Source organism: Streptomyces sp. NPDC045968, from assembly GCF_056430475.1.
Genome location: NZ_JBWKLF010000001.1, coordinates 1287198 through 1304148, shown reverse-complemented (window position 1 = coordinate 1304148; position 16951 = coordinate 1287198). Strand labels below are relative to the sequence as shown.

Sequence of the window (16951 nt, the reverse complement as noted above, 5' to 3'; positions counted from 1 at the left end):
TTTCACCGGGGCCCTCCGGGCGCTTCCCTTCGTTCTTGCGTTTCCGACTCTATCAGACTCTTTCGTGTCCGATTCCCGGTCGAAGCGGGTTTCGCCTTTCAAGGAATTCGCTTTGGCGTTTCCCTTTCCGGCGGTTCCAACCTTACCAGACTCATTCCGTTCCGTTTCCGGTCCGAATTTGATTCCGGCGGCCTGTTGAATGGCCTTTTGCCTTTCGGCGTGTCCACTACGTTAGCCGATTTCCTTGGTGGCTCATAATCGAGCCGATGGGACGAATTACGGCATGCCGAATTCGCACCCGCCAGGGTGACTCGTAGGTAGTGGTTGACCGCTTCGAGAAGCCTGGGTCCGGTTCGATGAACCGTCCCGACAACAGCTTTCGTTCAAGCGGCTCGGACTACATTAGGGGCCTCCTGGGGCCGAGTCAAGTCGCTCGACGGCGGGGAGCGTGGGCCCGGTACTGGCTCACGGTCGGGTCGCCGTCGATCCAGAAGCGCCAGGGCTGGTGCGCACCGCCGCCGCCCACTCCCGTGCGCGGGCCGCTGCGTACCTGGTCGCGGGGTGGCGGGGTGCCGTGCAGTACGTACAGGGGCGCCGAGGGGCCCGCTACGACGTCGTCGCCGTTGAGGGTGCGGTCGACGCCGAGGGCCGTGGCCAGGCGCGCCGGGCCTTTGGCCAGTTCCTTGTCGTTGCGGGCCGAGAGTCGACGTTTGCGCGCCCACTCCGCGCCGGCTTCGATCGCGCCGGCCCGGAGCAGGACACCGCTCGCCATGCCTTCGGGGCCGCACACCAGATTGAGGCAGTGCCACATCCCGTACGTGAAATAGACGTAGGCGTGGCCGGGCGGGCCGAACATGGCGTGGTTGCGCCGGGTTCGGCCACGGAAGGCGTGGGAGCCCGGGTCGATCTCACCCGCGTACGCCTCCACCTCGGTGAGCCGTACCTCGATGGGCCCGTCCTCCGTGGTGCGGACGAGCGTGCGGCCCAGGAGGTCGGGGGCCACGTCCAGTACGGAGCGGTCGAAAAAGTCCCGCGTCAGCGGCGTGCGTTCCATGCCCTCGGTCATGGCGTCCGAGGGTACTGGGAGCGCGCGTCCGGGAACCGGCTACGGTCGTGGCGCGTATGTAGGGGTCAGGACCAAGAAGGAGAAAACATGGGCTTCAAGAGGCTTCTCGCGAGCATGGGTGCCGGTGGCGCTTCGGTGGAGACCGAGCTGACCGAGCTGAACGTCGTCCCCGGTGGGGTCGTGCAGGGCGAGGTGCGTATCCAGGGCGGGTCCGTGGACCAGCAGGTGGAGGCGCTCTCCGTAGGCCTGCAGGCACGGGTCGAGGTCGAGGGCCAGGACCAGGAGACGAAGCAGGACATCGAGTTCACCAAGCTGCGTCTGGGCGGGGCCTTCGAGGTGAAGGCCGGTGCCGTCCACGTCGTACCGTTCGGGCTCGAAATTCCGTGGGAGACGCCGATCACGATGTTCGGCGGCCAGCACCTGCGTGGCATGAACATCGGTGTGACGACCGAGCTGGAGATCGCCCGCGCGGTGGACTCCGGGGACCTCGACCCGATCAACGTGCACCCGCTGCCCGCGCAGCAGGCGATCCTGGATGCCTTCGGGCAGCTCGGTTTCGGCTTCCGCAGCGCGGACATGGAGCGGGGCCACATCCGCGGTACGCGTCAGCGCCTGCCGTTCTACCAGGAGATCGAGTTCGTGCCGCCGCAGCAGTACCGCGGGCTGAACCAGGTCGAGCTGACGTTCGTCGCGGACGACCGCGAGATGGACGTCGTGCTGGAAATGGACAAGAAGCCGGGGCTCTTCAGCGAGGGCAGCGACTCCTACCGGTCGTTCAAGGTCGGTCACAACGACTTCCAGGGCACCGACTGGGTGGCGTACCTCAACCAGTGGCTCGCGCAGGTCGGTGGACAGCGCAACTGGCTCTAGGGTCGGTGGGAGACCACTGACAGCAGAAGAGCCGATTCAGGAGAGGTGCTGACGTGACCCAGTCGAAGAGGGCGCCGCTGCCGCACGACTTCCATCCCGTGGTTCCCTCGTTCACCGTGGTGAGCGAGGACCTGGACCCGGGGAGCGTGCTCGCGGACGCCCAGGTGCTCGCGGAAGGAAACACCTCGCCGCAGTTGCGGTGGGAGGGCTTCCCCGCCGGGACCAAGAGCTTCGCCGTGACGTGCTTCGACCCTGATGCCCCCACGGGCAGCGGATTCTGGCACTGGGTGCTCTTCGACATCCCGGCGTCGGTCACCGAACTGCCTGCCGGCGCGGGCAGCGGCAAGTTCGACGGCCTGCCCGCCGGCGCCGTCCACGTCCGTAACGACTACGGGTCGAAGGACTTCGGCGGAGCCGCGCCGCCGGCCGGGGAGAACCACCGCTATGTGTTCACCGTGTACGCGGTGGACAGCGAGAAGCTCGGTGTCGACGGTGATGTGTCACCGGCGGTCGTCGGTTTCAATCTGCGGTTCCACACGCTGGCCCGCGCTCAGCTCGTCGGTGAGTACGAGGCTCCGGCGGGCTGAAAAGTTTCTCCGCTGTTTGCCCTGCCCTGGTCTTGGAGAGATCAGGGCAGGGCATTTTTTTATTGCGTTGTCCATCACGGCCCGCCCAGCCAGAGTTGATCCGGGCCTGCCAGGGGGCGGGCGGCACACGGGAGGTGGGCGGGATGCGGGACACGCTGGTACTGAATGCGAGCTTCGAGCCGCTGTCGACGGTGACTCTCAACCGTGCGGTGGTGCTGATCCTGACGGACAAGGCCGTGGTCGAGCAGGCGCATCCCGACCTCCGTATGCGCGGTGCCGACGTTGATATTCCGGTGCCGCGGGTGATCAGGCTCTGCCGGTTCGTACGGGTGCCGTTCCGAAGACAGGCCCCGTGGTCCAGAAGGGGTGTGCTGATACGGGACCAGCACCGGTGTGCGTACTGCGGGCGCAGGGCGAGCACGGTCGACCACGTGGTGCCGCGTGCGCAGGGGGGTCAGGATTCCTGGCTGAACACGGTGGCGTCGTGCGCGGAGGACAACCACCGCAAGGCGGCCCGGACGCCGGAGCAGGCGGGGATGCCGCTGCTGCGGCAGCCGTTCGTCCCGTCGCCCGCGGAGGCGATGCTGCTGGCGATGGGGGCCGGTGACAGGTCGGCGCTGCCGGAGTGGCTGGACCGGTCCGCGGCGTAGTCCGGCTGGGCCCGTTGACGTACCGGAAGCCCGTCTCCGTGGGGAGGCGGGCTTCCGTGTGTCAGCGGAGCAGCAGTTGGACGATGGCGGCCGTGCCCACCACGACGATGAAGGCACGCAGGAGGGCGGGGCTGAGGCGCCGGCCCACCTTGGCGCCGATCTGGCCGCCGATCGCGGAGCCGACGGCGATGAGGACGACGGCCGTCCAGTCGAAGTCGGCGACGAAGAGGAAGAAGAGCGCGGCGATGCTGTTGACGACGGCGGCGAGGACGTTCTTGACGGCGTTCAGGCGCTGCATGGTGTCGTCGAGCAGCATGCCCATCAGGGAGAGATAGATGATGCCCTGGGCGGCGGTGAAGTAGCCCCCGTAGACGCTGGCGAGGGCCAGGCCGGTGTAGAGCGCCGGTCCTCCGTCGGGATGGGGGCTGGTACCGGTGCGCTCTCGGCGGCGCTGGACCGCTTTGCTGATGCGGGGTTGCAGGATGACGAGCACGAGCGCGAGTGCGACCAGGACCGGGACGATCGTCTCGAACGCCGTCGAGGGCAGGGCCAGGAGGAGCATGGCGCCGGTGAGGCCGCCGACGGCTGCGCCGACGGCGAGTTTCAGTACGCGGCGCCGTTGCCCCGCGAGCTCCTTGCGGTAGCCGATCGCACCGCTGATGGAGCCGGGGATCAGGCCGAGCGCGTTGGAGACGGTGGCGGTCACGGGTGGCAGACCCGTGGCGAGCAGGACGGGGAAGGTGATCAGCGTGCCCGAGCCGACGATCGCGTTGATCGTGCCCGCGCCGACACCCGCCGCGAAGATCGCGAGGATTTCCCAGAGGGACAAGGCCATCTCCTTCGATGGTCAGTGATGCCTCCCCGCCATGAAGGTCGAGGGGCCGCACTGATCATGCACGAAGGTGGATCTCCGTCAGCCGACGGGGGGTTCCTCGCGGCGCTCCTTGCCGGTGTTGCCGGTGTCGAAGCCCGGGGCGCCGCTGCCGAGGTTGCCGAAGGCTCCGCTGAGGCCCTTGAGGGCGTCGCCGATCTCGCTCGGCACGATCCAGAGCTTGTTGGCGTCGCCCTCGGCGATCTTCGGGAGCATCTGGAGGTACTGGTACGAGAGGAGCTTCTGGTCGGGGTCTCCGGCGTGGATGGCCTCGAACACCGTACGGATGGCCTGGGACTCGCCTTCGGCGCGCAGGGCTGATGCCTTGGCCTCACCCTCGGCGCGCAGGATCGCGGACTGCTTCTCGCCTTCCGCGGTGAGGATCGCGGACTGCCTGATGCCTTCGGCGGTGAGGATCGCCGCGCGCTTGTCGCGGTCGGCGCGCATCTGCTTCTCCATCGAGTCCTGGATGGAGGTGGGCGGTTCGATGGCCTTGAGCTCGACGCGGTTGACGCGGATGCCCCACTTGCCGGTGGCTTCGTCGAGGACGCCGCGCAGGGCCGCGTTGATCTCCTCGCGGGAGGTGAGGGTCCGCTCCAGGTCCATGCCACCGATGATGTTGCGGAGGGTGGTGACGGTGAGCTGTTCGATCGCCTGGATGTAGCTGGCGACCTCGTAGGTCGCGGCGCGGGCGTCGGTCACCTGGTAGTAGATGACGGTGTCGATGTTGACGACCAGGTTGTCCTGCGTGATCACCGGCTGGGGCGGGAAGGGCACGACCTGTTCGCGGAGGTCGATCCGGTTGCGGATGGAGTCGATGAACGGGACGACGATGTTCAGCCCGGCGTTGAGGGTGCGCGTATAGCGGCCGAAGCGCTCGACGATGGCGGCACTGGCCTGCGGGATGACCTGGATCGTCTTGATCAGGGCGATGAAGACGAGCACCACCAGAATGATCAGGACGATGATGATCGGTTGCATCGTGTGCCTCGTGCCCTTCGGTTGCCGACGGATCGCGGTGATCTTGGTCGAGATCTCATGACTGTCGAATTCTCATGATGATCGACATCGAGTTTGTCAGAACTCCGGCTGCCGTGCGCGCAGTTCGCTCACATGACGACGGCTGTCGCTCCGTCGATGTCGACGACATCGACCTGTTGGCCGGGCTCGAAGCTCTGGTCTCCGTCGAGCGAACGGGCGGACCAGATCTCGCCGGCCAGCTTGATGCGGCCGCCGCTTCCGTCGACCCTTTCCAGCACAACGGCCTGCCGCCCCTTCAGGGCGTCGATGCCCGTCGCGTGGGGAGTACGGCCCGCGCGGTGCCGGGCGGCGATCGGGCGCACTACGGCGATCAGTGCGACGGATACCGCGACGAAGACCAGTACCTGGGCGACGATGCCGCCGCCGAGGGCCGCGACGACCGCCGCGCAGACGGCTCCCGCGGCGAACATTCCGAATTCGGGCATCGCTGTGAGGACGAGCGGGATGCCCAGTCCCACAGCTCCGATCAGCCACCACACCCACGCGTCGATTTCCACGTCGTCATCGTAGGACCGTGAGTGCCCTCGCCAACAGGGCGCGGGCGGGCGGCTGTTCCGGCGGAACGTCAGGAGAGCGGCAGTCCGTGGGCCGTGTAGCGGTCGCCGGTGTGCTCGACGACGAGCGGCAGGCCGAAACAGAGGGAGAGGTTGCGGGAGCTGAGCTCGGTCTCCATGGGTCCCGCCGCGAGGACCTTGCCCTGCCGGATCATCAGGACGTGCGTGAAGCCGGGCGCGATCTCCTCGACATGGTGGGTGACCATGACCATGGAGGGTGCGAACGGGTCACGGGCGAGCCGGCCGAGGCGGCGGACGAGGTCTTCGCGGCCTCCGAGGTCGAGGCCCGCGGCGGGCTCGTCGAGGAGGAGCAGCTCGGGGTCCGTCATCATCGCGCGGGCGATCAGCGTGCGCTTGCGCTCGCCCTCGGAGAGGGTGCCGAACTTGCGCCCCAGGAACTCGGTCATGCCGAGCCGGTCGAGGAAGGCGCGGGCACGGTCCTCGTCGACGGCGTCGTAGTTCTCGTGCCAGGTGGCGGTCATACCGTACGCGGCGGTGAGAACCGTCTGGAGCACGGTCTGGCGCTTGGGCAGCTTGTCGGCCATGGCCATGCCCGCGATGCCGATGCGGGGGCGGAGGTCGAAGACGTCGGTGCCGACGCCGCCGAGCTGCTCACCGAGGATCTTGGCGCTGCCGGTGCTCGGGAAGAGGTAGCTGGACGCGATGTTGAGGAGGGTGGTCTTGCCGGCGCCGTTCGGTCCGAGGATGACCCAGCGCTCACCCTCCTTGACCGACCAGGAGACGTCTTCCACCAGAGCGCGTCCGTCGCGGACCACGGATACGTCCACCAGCTCCAGTACATCGCTCATGAGCGCGTTGTCTCCCCATGCAGTCTCGAGATCGTCGCGTGCCTGTAGGCACAGCTCCCAGGGGAAAACCTACGCCACCCCGGGAGCGCTTCAGCCGCTGGGCCGGTGTGATGACGGGCCCGGTGCGCATTCCCTAGGCTGTCGCCATGCTTTCGGAACCACGCTCAGGGCTTTTCGCTGCCTGGGGAAACGCGCTTGTGGCGGGACTCGTATCGCCGGACGATGCGGCGCTCGCGATTGTCGGTGAGGACGCGGTGCACCGCGTGGAGGGGGTGCCCGGTGAGGCGGGGCCGGTCGGGCTGACGCTGGCGCTCGGGCGGCTGCGGGCGCTGGGGGCGACCGGTTTCCGGGTCGCGCTGCCGGTGGCGGGGCATCCGCTGGGGCTGAGCGGGCCGCCGGAGTTCAATGCGCGGGCACTGGAGGCGGAGGAGGCCGTGGTGGCTTCCGGGGTGCCGTACGGGCTCGTGCCGGAGGTACGTGAGGTGGGGCCCGAAGGGGATCTGCACGTCGAGGTGGTGTGGCGCTGTCTGCCGGTACGGGAGGCGCCGCCCGCCGATGTGCCGTCGCTGGGAGAGGCCGAGCGGGAGCTGGCGGAAGCGTTGCGGGACGCGACGGCGGTGCTGGCCCGGCTGGACGTGGCGGGGTCCGGGCCGGTGGCGGACGCTGCCGTGGACGCGTACCGGGCGCGGGCGGAGCGGGGGCGCGAGGTGCTGGCGCCTGGGTACCCGCCGCGGGCGGTGCGGGTGCTGGAGCTGGCTCAGCGGGTGGGGCTGCTGGTTTCGGTGGCGAACGAGAACGGGCCGGGCGGGGCGGTGACCGCGGCGGAGATCTCGGCGCGGGGGGAGGCGCTGAGGCCGGTGGAGCGGGTGGCTCGGCGGGCGCAGGTGGCCGCGTACAACGCGTATGTGGAGGACGGGGAGAGGGGGCGGGGGTAGCGGTTGGCGGGCGGGGCGGGGGTGCCCGGGGGTCGGGGGCCGTTTTGTCCTCAAGCGCCGGACGGGCTTGATTTGGGCGCCGGTCCTGTGCGCGAGGGGTCCGTCCTCAAACGCCGGACGGGCTTGGGTTGGGCGCCGGCCCGGGGCATGAAGGGTTCGTCCTCAAACGCCGGACGGGCTTGGATTGGGCGCCGGACGGGCTGGGGTTGGTGCCGGAGCTTGGGTTGGCACGCCATGGAACGCCCCGGAGCCCCCCTCCTCAGCCGGCTGCCCCGTGCCTGACGGCCCACAGCGCCGCCTGGGTGCGGTCGGCCAGGTCCAGCTTCATCAGGATGTTCGAGACGTGCGTCTTGACCGTCTTCTCCGAGAGGACCAGCGCCCGGGCGATCTCCCGGTTGGAGCGGCCGTCCGCGATCAGCCCGAGCACTTCCCGCTCACGTTCGGTGAGGGTGCTCCCCCGGCCCGTACCGCTGCCCGCCTCGTCCTGGGCGAGCAGCGCCCCGGCGACCTCCGACTGGAGCAGCACGTGGCCCGCGTGGACCGAGCGGATGGCTCCGGCCAGGGCGTCCGGGTCGACGTCCTTGTACACGTAGCCGGAGGCCCCGGCGCGCAGCGCGGGGACGACCGTGCGCTGTTCGGTGAAGCTGGTGACGATCAGGATCTTGGCCGGGTTGCCCAGCTCACGCAGCTTGCGCAGGGCGTCGATGCCGTCCGTGCCGGGCATCTTGATGTCCATGAGGACGACGTCGGGACGCAGCTCCTCGGTGCGGGCGACACCCTCGGCGCCGTCCGCGGCCTCTCCGACGACCTCTATGTCGTCCTGGACCTCCAGGAAGGTGCGCAGGCCCCGGCGCACCACCTGGTGGTCGTCGACCAGCAGCACCTTGATGGTCTTGTCAGCCACAGGGCACCTCCATCTTGATCGTGGTGCCCTTTCCGGGCGCCGATTCGACGCTGAGCTTCCCGCCGACGCTGCCGGCCCGGTGGCGCATGGACACGAGGCCGAGGTGGCGGCCCGCGTGCCGGACGGCCGCGGCGTCGAAGCCGCTGCCGTCGTCGGTGATCCGCAGGACGGCGGCGGAGTCGTGCCGGACCAGGGAGACGGCGACGTGCGTGGCGCCGGAGTGGCGCAGTGCGTTGTGCAGGGCTTCCTGGGAGACCCGGAGCAGTGCTTCCTCCTGGGCGGCGGGCAGCGCCCGTACTCCCGCGCTCGCGAAGGTGACCCGGGCGGTGTGGGCGCGGTCCAGGACCTGGATCTGTGTGCGGAGCGTGGCGACGAGGCCGTCCTCGTCGAGCGCGGCGGGGCGCAGCTCGACGACGGCGGCGCGCAGTTCGTCCACGGCTTCCGCGGCGAGGGCGGCGACCTGCTGGAGCTCGTCCTTGGCGCGGGCGGGGTCCCTGTCGACCAGGGCGGCGGCGGCCTGGGCGGTCAGCCGGAGCGAGAAGAGCTTCTGGCTGACGGCGTCGTGGAGCTCGTGGGCCAGCCGCGAGCGTTCCTCGGCGATGGTGAGCTCACGGCTTCGTTCGTAGAGCCGGGCGTTGGTGAGGGCGATCGCCGCGTGCTGGGCGAGGATCGACAGGAGCTCCTCGTCCTCGGCGGTGAAGCCGCAGCTGCCGGCCGGTTTGGGGCAGCGCTTGTTGGCGAGGAAGAGGGCGCCGATGATCTCGTCGCCGTCCTGGATGGGCAGGCCGAGGAAGTCGGACATGTCCGGGTGCGCGTCGGGCCAGCCTTCGAAGCGGGGGTCCTCGCGGACGTCCGCGAGCCGCTCGGGCTTCGCCTGGTGGAGCATCGCGGCCAGGATGCCGTGCTGCCTGGGCAGCGGGCCGATGGCCTTCCACTGTTCGTCGCTGACTCCGTCGACGACGAACTGGGCGAAGCCGCCGTGGTCGTCGGGGACGCCCAGGGCCGCGTACTCGGCGTCGAGCAGTTCACGGGCCGAGGCGACGATCGTCTTGAGGACGTCACGCATTTCGAGATGCCGGCTCATGGCGAGCAGCGCGGCACTCACCGCGGCGAGGCCCGACGGTGGGCGATGACTCATGCGCTCACCGTACCGGCGGGGTGCGACAGCCGTATCGGGCTGTGGACGGCCGGTGTCCGGGCGGGGGGACTAGGACTTTCGGCGGGAGGACGCGGGGGGTCCTAGGACCGGTCGGGCCGGGAGTGTCCGCACAACAGCGTCGTCCGCCCGAAGGGCGGCGTCCGGTGCATGCGGTCGCAAGGCGGCCGGAAGCCCTGATACCTCCTCTACCAGGGCTTTTGGCCAACGCCGCGGGCGTGCGTGCGGGACGTTGCGGGCCGGACGAGACGTAGCGGACACGTCCTAGGCCGAAGTGCGGGGACGCGGTGCGGCTCGCGGACGAGGCGCGGGGCGGGGTGCTGTTCCTACGTTGGTTTCGCCGGGGGTCGCCCGGTGAAGGCCGACGTTTCGAGGGGACGGTTGTCATGCCGGTCGCGTTGATCACGGGTGCTTCCAGGGGGCTGGGGCGTGCGCTGGGTGCGGAGCTCGCCGGGCAGGGCTGGGATCTGGTGCTGGACGCCAGGACGGCCGGGGCGCTGGAGGAGACGGCCCGGGAGCTGGGCAGCGGGTACGGGACCCGGGTGGTGGCCGTGCCCGGGGACGTCACGGACGCGGCGCACCGCCGGGACCTGGTTACCGCGGCCGGGGAGCTGGGCGCGCTGGATCTGGTGGTGAGCAATGCGAGCGCGCTGGGGGCCGAGCCGCTCGTACGTCTGGAGGCGCTCGCGCTGGACGGGCTGCGGCTGGCCCTGGAGACCAATGTGGTGGCGGCGCTCGGTCTGGTGCAGGAGGCGCTGCCGCTGCTGCGGGCCTCGGCGGCGGGGGCCGTGGTGATGGTGAGCTCGGACGCGGCGGCGGAGCCGTACGAGACCTGGGGCGGTTACGGGGCGTCGAAGGCGGCGCTCGACCAGCTGGCGGCTGTGCTGGGTGAGGAGGAACCGGGGCTGCGGGTGTGGGCGGTGGACCCCGGGGACATGCGGACGGAGCTCTATACGGCGGCGGTGCCCGGGGACGACGCTCCGAGGCCGCTTCCAGAGAGTGTGGCTCCGGCGTTCCTCCGGCTGCTGGAGAAGCGGCCGGCGAGCGGGCGGTATGCGGCGGCGTCGCTGCTCGGCCCTTCCGGGGCCGGGCGATGAGCGCGCTGGAGGCCCTTCGGGTGCCCGATGAGCTGTCGGCGCGGGTACCGGCCGAGCAGCGGGGCGCGGGGCGTGACGACGTACGGCTGCTCGTGTCCCGGGGATGCGCGGTCTCGCACCATGCGTTCCGGGAGCTGCCCGGGCAGCTGCGGGCCGGGGACGTGCTGGTGGTCAACACGTCGACGACGCTGCCGGCCGCGGTGAACGGCCGGGTGGGCGGTGAGCGGATCGTGGTGCACTTCTCGACCCGTGGTGAGGACGGGCGGTGGTCCGTGGAGCTGCGGCGGCCGGACGGCGCGGGGGCGACGGGCCCGCGGCAGGGTGGGCCGCGGGGGGCGCGGGTTCGGCTGCCGGGCGGGCACGAGCTCGTACTGGAGGAGCCGCTGGGCCCACCGGCGGCGGCCCGGCTCTGGTGGGCGCGGGTGCCGTTCGACGTACCGGAGCTGCTGCGGCGGTACGGGCGCCCGATCCGGTACGGGTACACGGAGCGGGATCAGCCGCTGTCCGCGTACCAGACGGTGTTCGCCGTGCCCTCGCGGGACGGGAGGGGTTCGGCGGAGATGCCCAGCGCCGCGCGGCCCTTCACCGCGCCCCTGGTGGCCTCGCTGGTGAGCCGTGGAGTGCAGTTCGCCCCGCTGTCGCTGCATACGGGGGTGGCTTCGGCGGAGGCGCACGAGCCCCCGTACCCGGAGTGGTTCTCGGTTCCGGCCGCGACGGCGTGGCTGGTGAACGCGGCGCGGGCGGGCGGCGGGCGGGTCGTCGCGGTGGGGACGACGGCGGTGCGGGCCCTGGAGTCGTCGGTGGGGGCGGACGGGGTCGTACGGGCGGCCGAAGGCTGGACCGGTCTAGTGGTGACGCCGCAGCGGGGGGTGCGGGCGGTGGACGGGCTGCTGACCGGGCTGCACGAGCCGGAGGCCTCGCATCTGCTGATGCTGGAGGCGATCGCGGGCCGGGAGGCGCTGCGGCGCGGATACGCGGAGGCGCTGCGGCGGTCCTACCTCTGGCACGAGTTCGGGGACGTCCATCTCCTGCTGCCGGATGAGCCGGCCAAGGGGCCTCACGCTCCGCATTGCTGAAGCAACATCCGGTGAGTTCACAGGGGGCCCCGTGTGAGCCCCCGCATATAACCCACGTCACTTACGAAGACCACTAGTGGATACAAAAGGGGCAATCATGCAGGCATGAGTGCGGGCAAGCCGGGCAGAGCGGGCACCTGATCCACTACCCGGCTTCGTACGTCACACCTTTGCCACAGCATTTTGCTGGCGCTAAGAATTGCACTCGTCCCCGACGGAGATGCGCACTGCGGCGCTCCCGTCTTCGTCCTCCGTGAGGACACCTGCTATTCGAAGAGGTACGTCTGCATGTTCGCGTCCAGCACTCCCGGCCGTAGCCGTCGCCTGAACAAGACCCAGAAGCTCTCCGTCGCCGGAGTCTCCGCGCTTGGCGCGGCTGCCCTCGCGTTCTCCCTCGTTCCCGCCGAAGCCGGCGCCGAAACCAGCACCCAGGCCCTGTCCGCCGCTCCGGTCGTCTTCGCCTCCGCGGCAGGTGCCCCGCAGGCCAAGACCGTGCAGGCCAGCATTATCGAGCAGCACTCCACCGCCGAAAGCCTGGTGAAGGCCGCCGACGCCGCCCGGGCCAAGGCCGCCGCCGCCAAGGCGAAGACCGCCGCTCAGGCGAAGGCGAAGGCCGAAGCCGCCGCGGACGCCAAGGCCAAGGCCGCTGCCGCCGCGAAGGCGAAGGCCGACGCCAAGAAGCGCTCCTCCGAGGCTGCGAGCCGCAGCGTCGCCCGTAAGCCCGTCTATGCCAACAACCTGGACGGCTGGATCCGCGAGGCCCTCGCGATCATGAAGGACAAGGGCATCCCCGGCACGTACCACGGGCTGCACAAGAACATCATGCGTGAGTCCAGCGGCAACCCGCGTGCCATCAACAACTGGGACATCAACGCCATCAACGGTGTCCCGTCCAAGGGCCTGCTGCAGGTCATCAAGCCGACGTTCGACTTCTACCACGTCGCCGGCACGCCCAAGGACCAGTACGACCCGGTCGCCAACATCACGGCCGCGGCCAACTACGCCGCGGACAAGTACGGCTCGATCGACAACGTCAACAGCGCGTACTGACCGACACCTGGTCGGAACCGGACATGCGCCGGAGGGCGGCACCCCGTGCGGGGTGCCGCCCTCCGGCGTCCGTGCGTGCGTGCGTGCGTGCGGCAGGGTGCGCTACTTGCGCATGACCTCCGGCTCGTGGCGGCGCAGCAGTCGCGCGACCGCGAAGCCGCAGACGATGCCGATGAACAGCAGCACCGAGATGTTCATCCCCCACTGGCCGGCCGTGCTCTCCCACAGCGGGTCCAGGTCCGTGGGGTTCTTCTGGTCCCACGGCGGCATGAGGTGGGCCAGGTCGAGCGTCGAGCCCGCGGCGGCGATGGCCCAGCGCGAGGGCATGAGCCAGGCGAACTGCTCCAGGCCGGGCGAGCCGTACACCTGGAAGAGGATGCCGGTGAAGACGACCTGGACGATCGCGAACATGACGAGCAGCGGCATCGTCTTCTCGGAGGTCTTCACCAGTGAGGAGATGACCAGGCCGAACATCATCGAGGTGAAACCGAGCGCGATGATCGTGACGCAGAGCTCGACGGCCGGCGGCATGATCAGGCCCTCGGCCGGCAGGTCGCGGGTGGCGAAGCCGATGCCGCAGATGATGACGCCCTGGATGGCCGTGATCACTCCGAGGACGATCACCTTGGACATCAGGTAGGCGGAGCGGGAGAGGCCGGTGGCCCGCTCGCGCTCGTAGATGACCCGTTCCTTGATCAGCTCTCGTACGGAGTTGGCCGCGCCGGAGAAGCACATGCCGACCGCCAGGATCAACATGATCGTTCCGGCGTCGCCGTTGAACCGGGACGGCGGTGTGGGCGGCGCCAGGCCGAAGTCGGCAGGGATGACCACACTGACGATGCCCAGCACCGCGGGCAGGATCACCATCAGGCCCATGAAGCCCTTGTCGGACGCGATCACCGAGGTGTAGCGGCGGATCAGCGTCCACAGCTGCGTCGCCCAGCCCTGCGGCTTCGGCGGGCGCATCTGCTGCGGGGGCGGCATGTGTACGGACTGTGCGGCGACCGCGTCGATGTCCGCCGCGTACATCTGGTAGTGCTGCGAGCCCCGCCAGCGTCCCGCCCAGTCGTAGTCGCGGTAGTTCTCGAACGCGGAGAAGACGTCGGCCCACGTGGTGTAGCCGAAGAAGTTGAGCGCCTCCTCCGGCGGTCCGAAGTAGGCGACCGAGCCGCCCGGCGCCATCACCAGGAGCTTGTCGCAGATGGCCAGCTCGGCCACGGAGTGCGTGACGACGAGGACCGTACGGCCGTCGTCGGCGAGGCCGCGCAGCAGCTGCATGACGTCGCGGTCCATGCCCGGGTCGAGACCGGAGGTCGGCTCGTCCAGGAAGATCAGCGAGGGCTTGGTGAGCAGCTCCAGGGCCACGGAGACGCGCTTGCGCTGGCCACCGGAGAGTGAGGTGACCTTCTTGTCCTTGTGGATGTCGAGCTTGAGCTCGGCGAGGACTTCCAGGATGCGGGCCTGGCGCTCGGCCTCGGTGGTGTCCGCGGGGAAGCGGAGCTTGGCCGCGTACTTCAGGGCGCGGGTGACGGTGAGTTCCTTGTGCAGGATGTCGTCCTGCGGGACCAGACCGATGCGCTGGCGCAGCTCGGCGAACTGCTTGTACAGATTCCGGTTGTCGTAGAGGACATCGCCCTGGTTGGCGGGCCGGTAGCCGGTGAGCGCCTTGAGCAGGGTGGACTTTCCGGAGCCGGACGGGCCGATGACGCCGATCAGCGACTTCTCCGGGACGCCGAACGAGACGTCCTGGAGGATCTGCTTGCCGCCGTCGACCGTGACCGTGAGGTGACGGGCGGCGAAGGAGACCTCACCGGTGTCGACGAACTCCTCGAGCCGGTCGCCGACCAGCCGGAAGGTCGAGTGACCGACGCCGACGATGTCGTTCGGGCCGATGAGGGCGGACCCGGACTTGTTGAGCGGCTGGCCGTTGACGTACGTGCCGTTGTGCGATCCGAGGTCGCGGATCTCGAAGCGGCCGTCGGGCGTCGCGTGGAACTCGGCGTGGTGGCGGGAGACCTGGAGGTCGGAGACGACCAGCTCGTTCTCCAGCGCACGGCCGATGCGCATCACCCGGCCGAGGTCCAGCTGGTGGAACGTCGTGGGGCTGCGGTCTCCGTACACCGGCTGGGCCCCGGGGACACCGCCGGGGCCGCCCGCCGCGGGCGCCTTCTGCATGCCCTGCTGATGCGGGACCTGCGGCTGGGCGTGTCCCTGCTGGGCCTGCTGCTGCCACGCCTGCTGGGGGTACTGGGCCGGGTCGGGCCCGGCCGGCCCGCCCTGCGGAGGGTGTACGGGGGCCTGCTGGGCGCCCGCGGCCTGACCGCTGTAGAGGTCGGCGGCGGCGGCGCTGAGGCTGAGCCGCGGTCCGTCGGTGGCGTTGCCCAGGTGTACCGCCGAGCCGGGCCCGATCTCCATCTGGTGAATCCGTTGGCCCTGCACGTAGGTGCCGTTGGTGCTGCCGTGGTCCTCGATGAACCAACTGCGGCCCCCCCAGCTGATCGTGGCGTGCCGCCACGACACCCTGGCGTCGTCGACCATGAGATCACCCTGCGGATCACGTCCGAGGGTGTACGACCTGGACGGATCGAGCGTCCAGGTCCTGCCATTCAATTCCAGTACGAGTTCCGGCACTCCGCGCCCCACTAGTTGTCCCCCGAGAGACTCCCGTCACAGGGAGTCCAGGGATGCTGAACATCGTGGGGAACTATTCCAGGAGCAGTCACCGATCGGAAAGCCGGGCGGAGTGAAGACCGCGCAGAGACCTGCGCCGTCTGACCGCCGACTCGGGCGAAACGAGCGCGAAAGGTGACAATCACGCACGAGTACGGCCGAGCCTGCCGCGCAGCCGGCCGGGGGCCTCGATTGTCCGGGTGGCGGGACGGGCGGTCGGCGGCGGGATCGGGACCGATACGGTGGGAGCACCATGAGCGCATCTCAGCCACCTCAGTCTCCCTCGTCTCCTGAGCTCCCTGAGTCCCGTCAGGGCATCGACGAACCCACCCTTCTCGTGAAGATCTTCGGGAAGGACCGTCCCGGGATCACCGCAGGACTCTTCGACACACTCGCCGCGTACTCCGTCGATGTCGTGGACATCGAGCAGGTCGTCACCCGTGGCCGGATCGTCCTGTGCGCCCTGGTCACCGCCCCGACCGCGGGCGGTACCACCGAGGGCGACCTGCGGGCGACCGTGCACAGCTGGGCCGATTCGCTGAAGCTGCAGGCCGAGATCATCTCCGGCACGGGCGACAACCGGCCCCGTGGTTACGGCCGTTCCCATGTGACCGTGCTCGGACACCCGCTCACCGCGGAGTCGACCGCCGCCATAGCGGCCAGGATCACGTCGACCGGTGGCAACATCGACCGGATCTTCCGGCTGGCGAAGTACCCGGTGACCGCCGTCGAGTTCGCCGTGTCCGGCACGGGCACCGCGGACCTGCGGACCGCGCTGGCGCCGGAGGCCGCGAAGATCGGTGTCGACGTCGCGGTCGTATCGGCCGGGCTGAGCCGCCGGGCGCAGCGCCTGGTCGTCATGGACGTGGACTCCACGCTCATCCAGGACGAGGTGATCGAGCTCTTCGCGGCCCACGCGGGCTGTGAGGACGAGGTCGCGGCCGTGACCGAGCAGGCGATGCGGGGCGAGCTCGACTTCGAGCAGTCGCTGCACGCGCGGGTCGCGCTGCTCGCGGGGCTCGATGTGTCGGTGGTGGACAAGGTGCGGGCCGAGGTGCGGCTGACGCCCGGCGCCCGCACCCTGATCCGTACGCTGAAGCGCCTCGGCTACCAAGTGGGCGTCGTCTCCGGCGGATTCACGCAGGTCACGGACGACCTGAAGGAACGTCTCGGCCTCGATTTCGCCTCGGCCAACACGCTGGAGGTCGTCGACGGGAAGCTCACCGGCCGGGTCGTCGGCGATGTGGTGGACCGGGCCGGCAAGGCACGGCTGCTGCGGAGTTTCGCCGAGCAGGCAGGGGTGCCGCTCGCCCAGACCGTGGCGATCGGTGACGGTGCCAACGACCTGGACATGCTGAACACGGCCGGGCTCGGTGTGGCCTTCAACGCCAAGCCGGTCGTGCGCGAGGCCGCGCACACGGCGGTGAACGTCCCCTTCCTGGACACGGTGCTGTATCTGCTCGGCATCACGCGCGAAGAGGTCGAAGAGGTCGAGGCCGCCGAGGGTCTGATCGACTGAGCGGGGACGGCACAGGGAAGGGCCCCGGGGGGGGGGGGGGTTAGGGGGGCGTCCCCCCTTCTTCTCTCCCCCCTCCCCTCTTTTTCCTCGGCCTCC

The 16951-nt window shown here is 69.8% G+C and carries 16 protein-coding genes; 8 read left to right on the top strand and 8 right to left on the bottom strand.

Going from position 1 to position 16951, the window contains the following annotated elements; translation table 11 throughout:
- Nucleotides 1-424 precede the first annotated feature (424 nt).
- Entirely contained in the window at nt 425-1066 is a 642-nt protein-coding gene (locus tag AC07FA_RS05745; RefSeq protein ID WP_479073398.1) for a DNA-3-methyladenine glycosylase, read from the bottom strand.
- A gap of 87 nt (nt 1067-1153) precedes the next feature.
- Between AC07FA_RS05745 and AC07FA_RS05740 the strand changes: the two genes are divergently transcribed.
- The 3 genes from AC07FA_RS05740 (at nt 1154) to AC07FA_RS05730 (ending at nt 3173) form a co-directional block, all read left to right on the top strand.
- Nucleotides 1154-1936: a sporulation protein gene (locus tag AC07FA_RS05740; RefSeq protein ID WP_185301631.1), complete on the top strand. Its 783-nt coding sequence runs from the start codon at nt 1154-1156 to the stop codon at nt 1934-1936.
- Nucleotides 1937-1989: 53 nt separating this feature from the next.
- Complete coding sequence (locus AC07FA_RS05735; protein WP_479073397.1) at nt 1990-2523, top strand: YbhB/YbcL family Raf kinase inhibitor-like protein; 534 nt, start codon at nt 1990-1992, stop codon at nt 2521-2523.
- Between the two features lie 143 nt (nt 2524-2666).
- Nucleotides 2667-3173, top strand: coding sequence for an HNH endonuclease (locus AC07FA_RS05730; RefSeq protein ID WP_479073396.1), 507 nt, complete (start codon nt 2667-2669; stop codon nt 3171-3173).
- 61 nt (nt 3174-3234) lie between these two features.
- Here AC07FA_RS05730 and AC07FA_RS05725 read toward each other — a convergent pair whose 3' ends face one another.
- The 4 genes from AC07FA_RS05725 to AC07FA_RS05710 all read right to left on the bottom strand — a co-directional run bounded on the left by AC07FA_RS05725 (nt 3235) and on the right by AC07FA_RS05710 (nt 6448).
- Nucleotides 3235-4002: a sulfite exporter TauE/SafE family protein gene (locus tag AC07FA_RS05725; RefSeq protein ID WP_479073395.1), complete on the bottom strand. Its 768-nt coding sequence runs from the start codon at nt 4000-4002 to the stop codon at nt 3235-3237.
- A gap of 84 nt (nt 4003-4086) precedes the next feature.
- A complete protein-coding gene (locus AC07FA_RS05720) occupies nt 4087-5025 on the bottom strand; it encodes an SPFH domain-containing protein (protein WP_479073394.1) in 939 nt (312 codons plus the stop codon).
- A gap of 128 nt (nt 5026-5153) precedes the next feature.
- Nucleotides 5154-5582, bottom strand: a complete 429-nt coding sequence (locus tag AC07FA_RS05715; RefSeq protein ID WP_479073393.1) for an NfeD family protein — start codon at nt 5580-5582, stop codon at nt 5154-5156.
- A gap of 68 nt (nt 5583-5650) precedes the next feature.
- On the bottom strand, nt 5651-6448 hold the full coding sequence (locus AC07FA_RS05710) for an ABC transporter ATP-binding protein (RefSeq protein WP_479073392.1): 798 nt from the start codon (nt 6446-6448) through the stop codon (nt 5651-5653).
- A gap of 146 nt (nt 6449-6594) precedes the next feature.
- Between AC07FA_RS05710 and AC07FA_RS05705 the strand changes: the two genes are divergently transcribed.
- Nucleotides 6595-7383 carry a hypothetical protein gene (locus AC07FA_RS05705; RefSeq protein WP_479073391.1) on the top strand — a complete coding sequence of 263 codons (789 nt, stop codon included), beginning with the start codon at nt 6595-6597 and terminating at the stop codon, nt 7381-7383.
- A gap of 259 nt (nt 7384-7642) precedes the next feature.
- Here AC07FA_RS05705 and AC07FA_RS05700 read toward each other — a convergent pair whose 3' ends face one another.
- Both AC07FA_RS05700 and AC07FA_RS05695 read right to left on the bottom strand, forming a co-directional pair.
- The gene (locus AC07FA_RS05700; RefSeq protein ID WP_479073390.1) at nt 7643-8287 is read right to left on the bottom strand and encodes a response regulator; all 645 of its coding nucleotides are present in this window, start codon (nt 8285-8287) and stop codon (nt 7643-7645) included.
- Nucleotides 8280-9425, bottom strand: a complete 1146-nt coding sequence (locus AC07FA_RS05695) for a GAF domain-containing sensor histidine kinase (protein ID WP_479073389.1) — start codon at nt 9423-9425, stop codon at nt 8280-8282. The genes AC07FA_RS05700 and AC07FA_RS05695 overlap by 8 nt, the downstream gene beginning before the upstream one ends.
- 404 nt (nt 9426-9829) lie before the next feature.
- Here AC07FA_RS05695 and AC07FA_RS05690 point away from each other — a divergent pair, with 404 nt between their 5' ends.
- From AC07FA_RS05690 to AC07FA_RS05680, 3 genes are all read left to right on the top strand, one after another.
- Entirely contained in the window at nt 9830-10540 is a 711-nt protein-coding gene (locus AC07FA_RS05690; protein WP_479073388.1) for an SDR family NAD(P)-dependent oxidoreductase, read from the top strand.
- A complete protein-coding gene (locus AC07FA_RS05685; RefSeq protein WP_479073387.1) occupies nt 10537-11616 on the top strand; it encodes an S-adenosylmethionine:tRNA ribosyltransferase-isomerase in 1080 nt (359 codons plus the stop codon). The genes AC07FA_RS05690 and AC07FA_RS05685 overlap by 4 nt, the downstream gene beginning before the upstream one ends.
- 288 nt (nt 11617-11904) lie before the next feature.
- Complete coding sequence (locus AC07FA_RS05680; RefSeq protein WP_479073386.1) at nt 11905-12666, top strand: transglycosylase SLT domain-containing protein; 762 nt, start codon at nt 11905-11907, stop codon at nt 12664-12666.
- A 102-nt stretch (nt 12667-12768) separates the two neighbouring features.
- Here AC07FA_RS05680 and AC07FA_RS05675 read toward each other — a convergent pair whose 3' ends face one another.
- A complete protein-coding gene (locus AC07FA_RS05675; protein ID WP_479073385.1) occupies nt 12769-15309 on the bottom strand; it encodes an ABC transporter ATP-binding protein/permease in 2541 nt (846 codons plus the stop codon).
- 280 nt (nt 15310-15589) lie between these two features.
- Between AC07FA_RS05675 and serB the strand changes: the two genes are divergently transcribed.
- Nucleotides 15590-16855, top strand: a complete 1266-nt coding sequence (gene serB, locus AC07FA_RS05670) for a phosphoserine phosphatase SerB (RefSeq protein ID WP_479073384.1) — start codon at nt 15590-15592, stop codon at nt 16853-16855.
- The last annotated feature ends 96 nt before the right edge of the window (nt 16856-16951 follow it).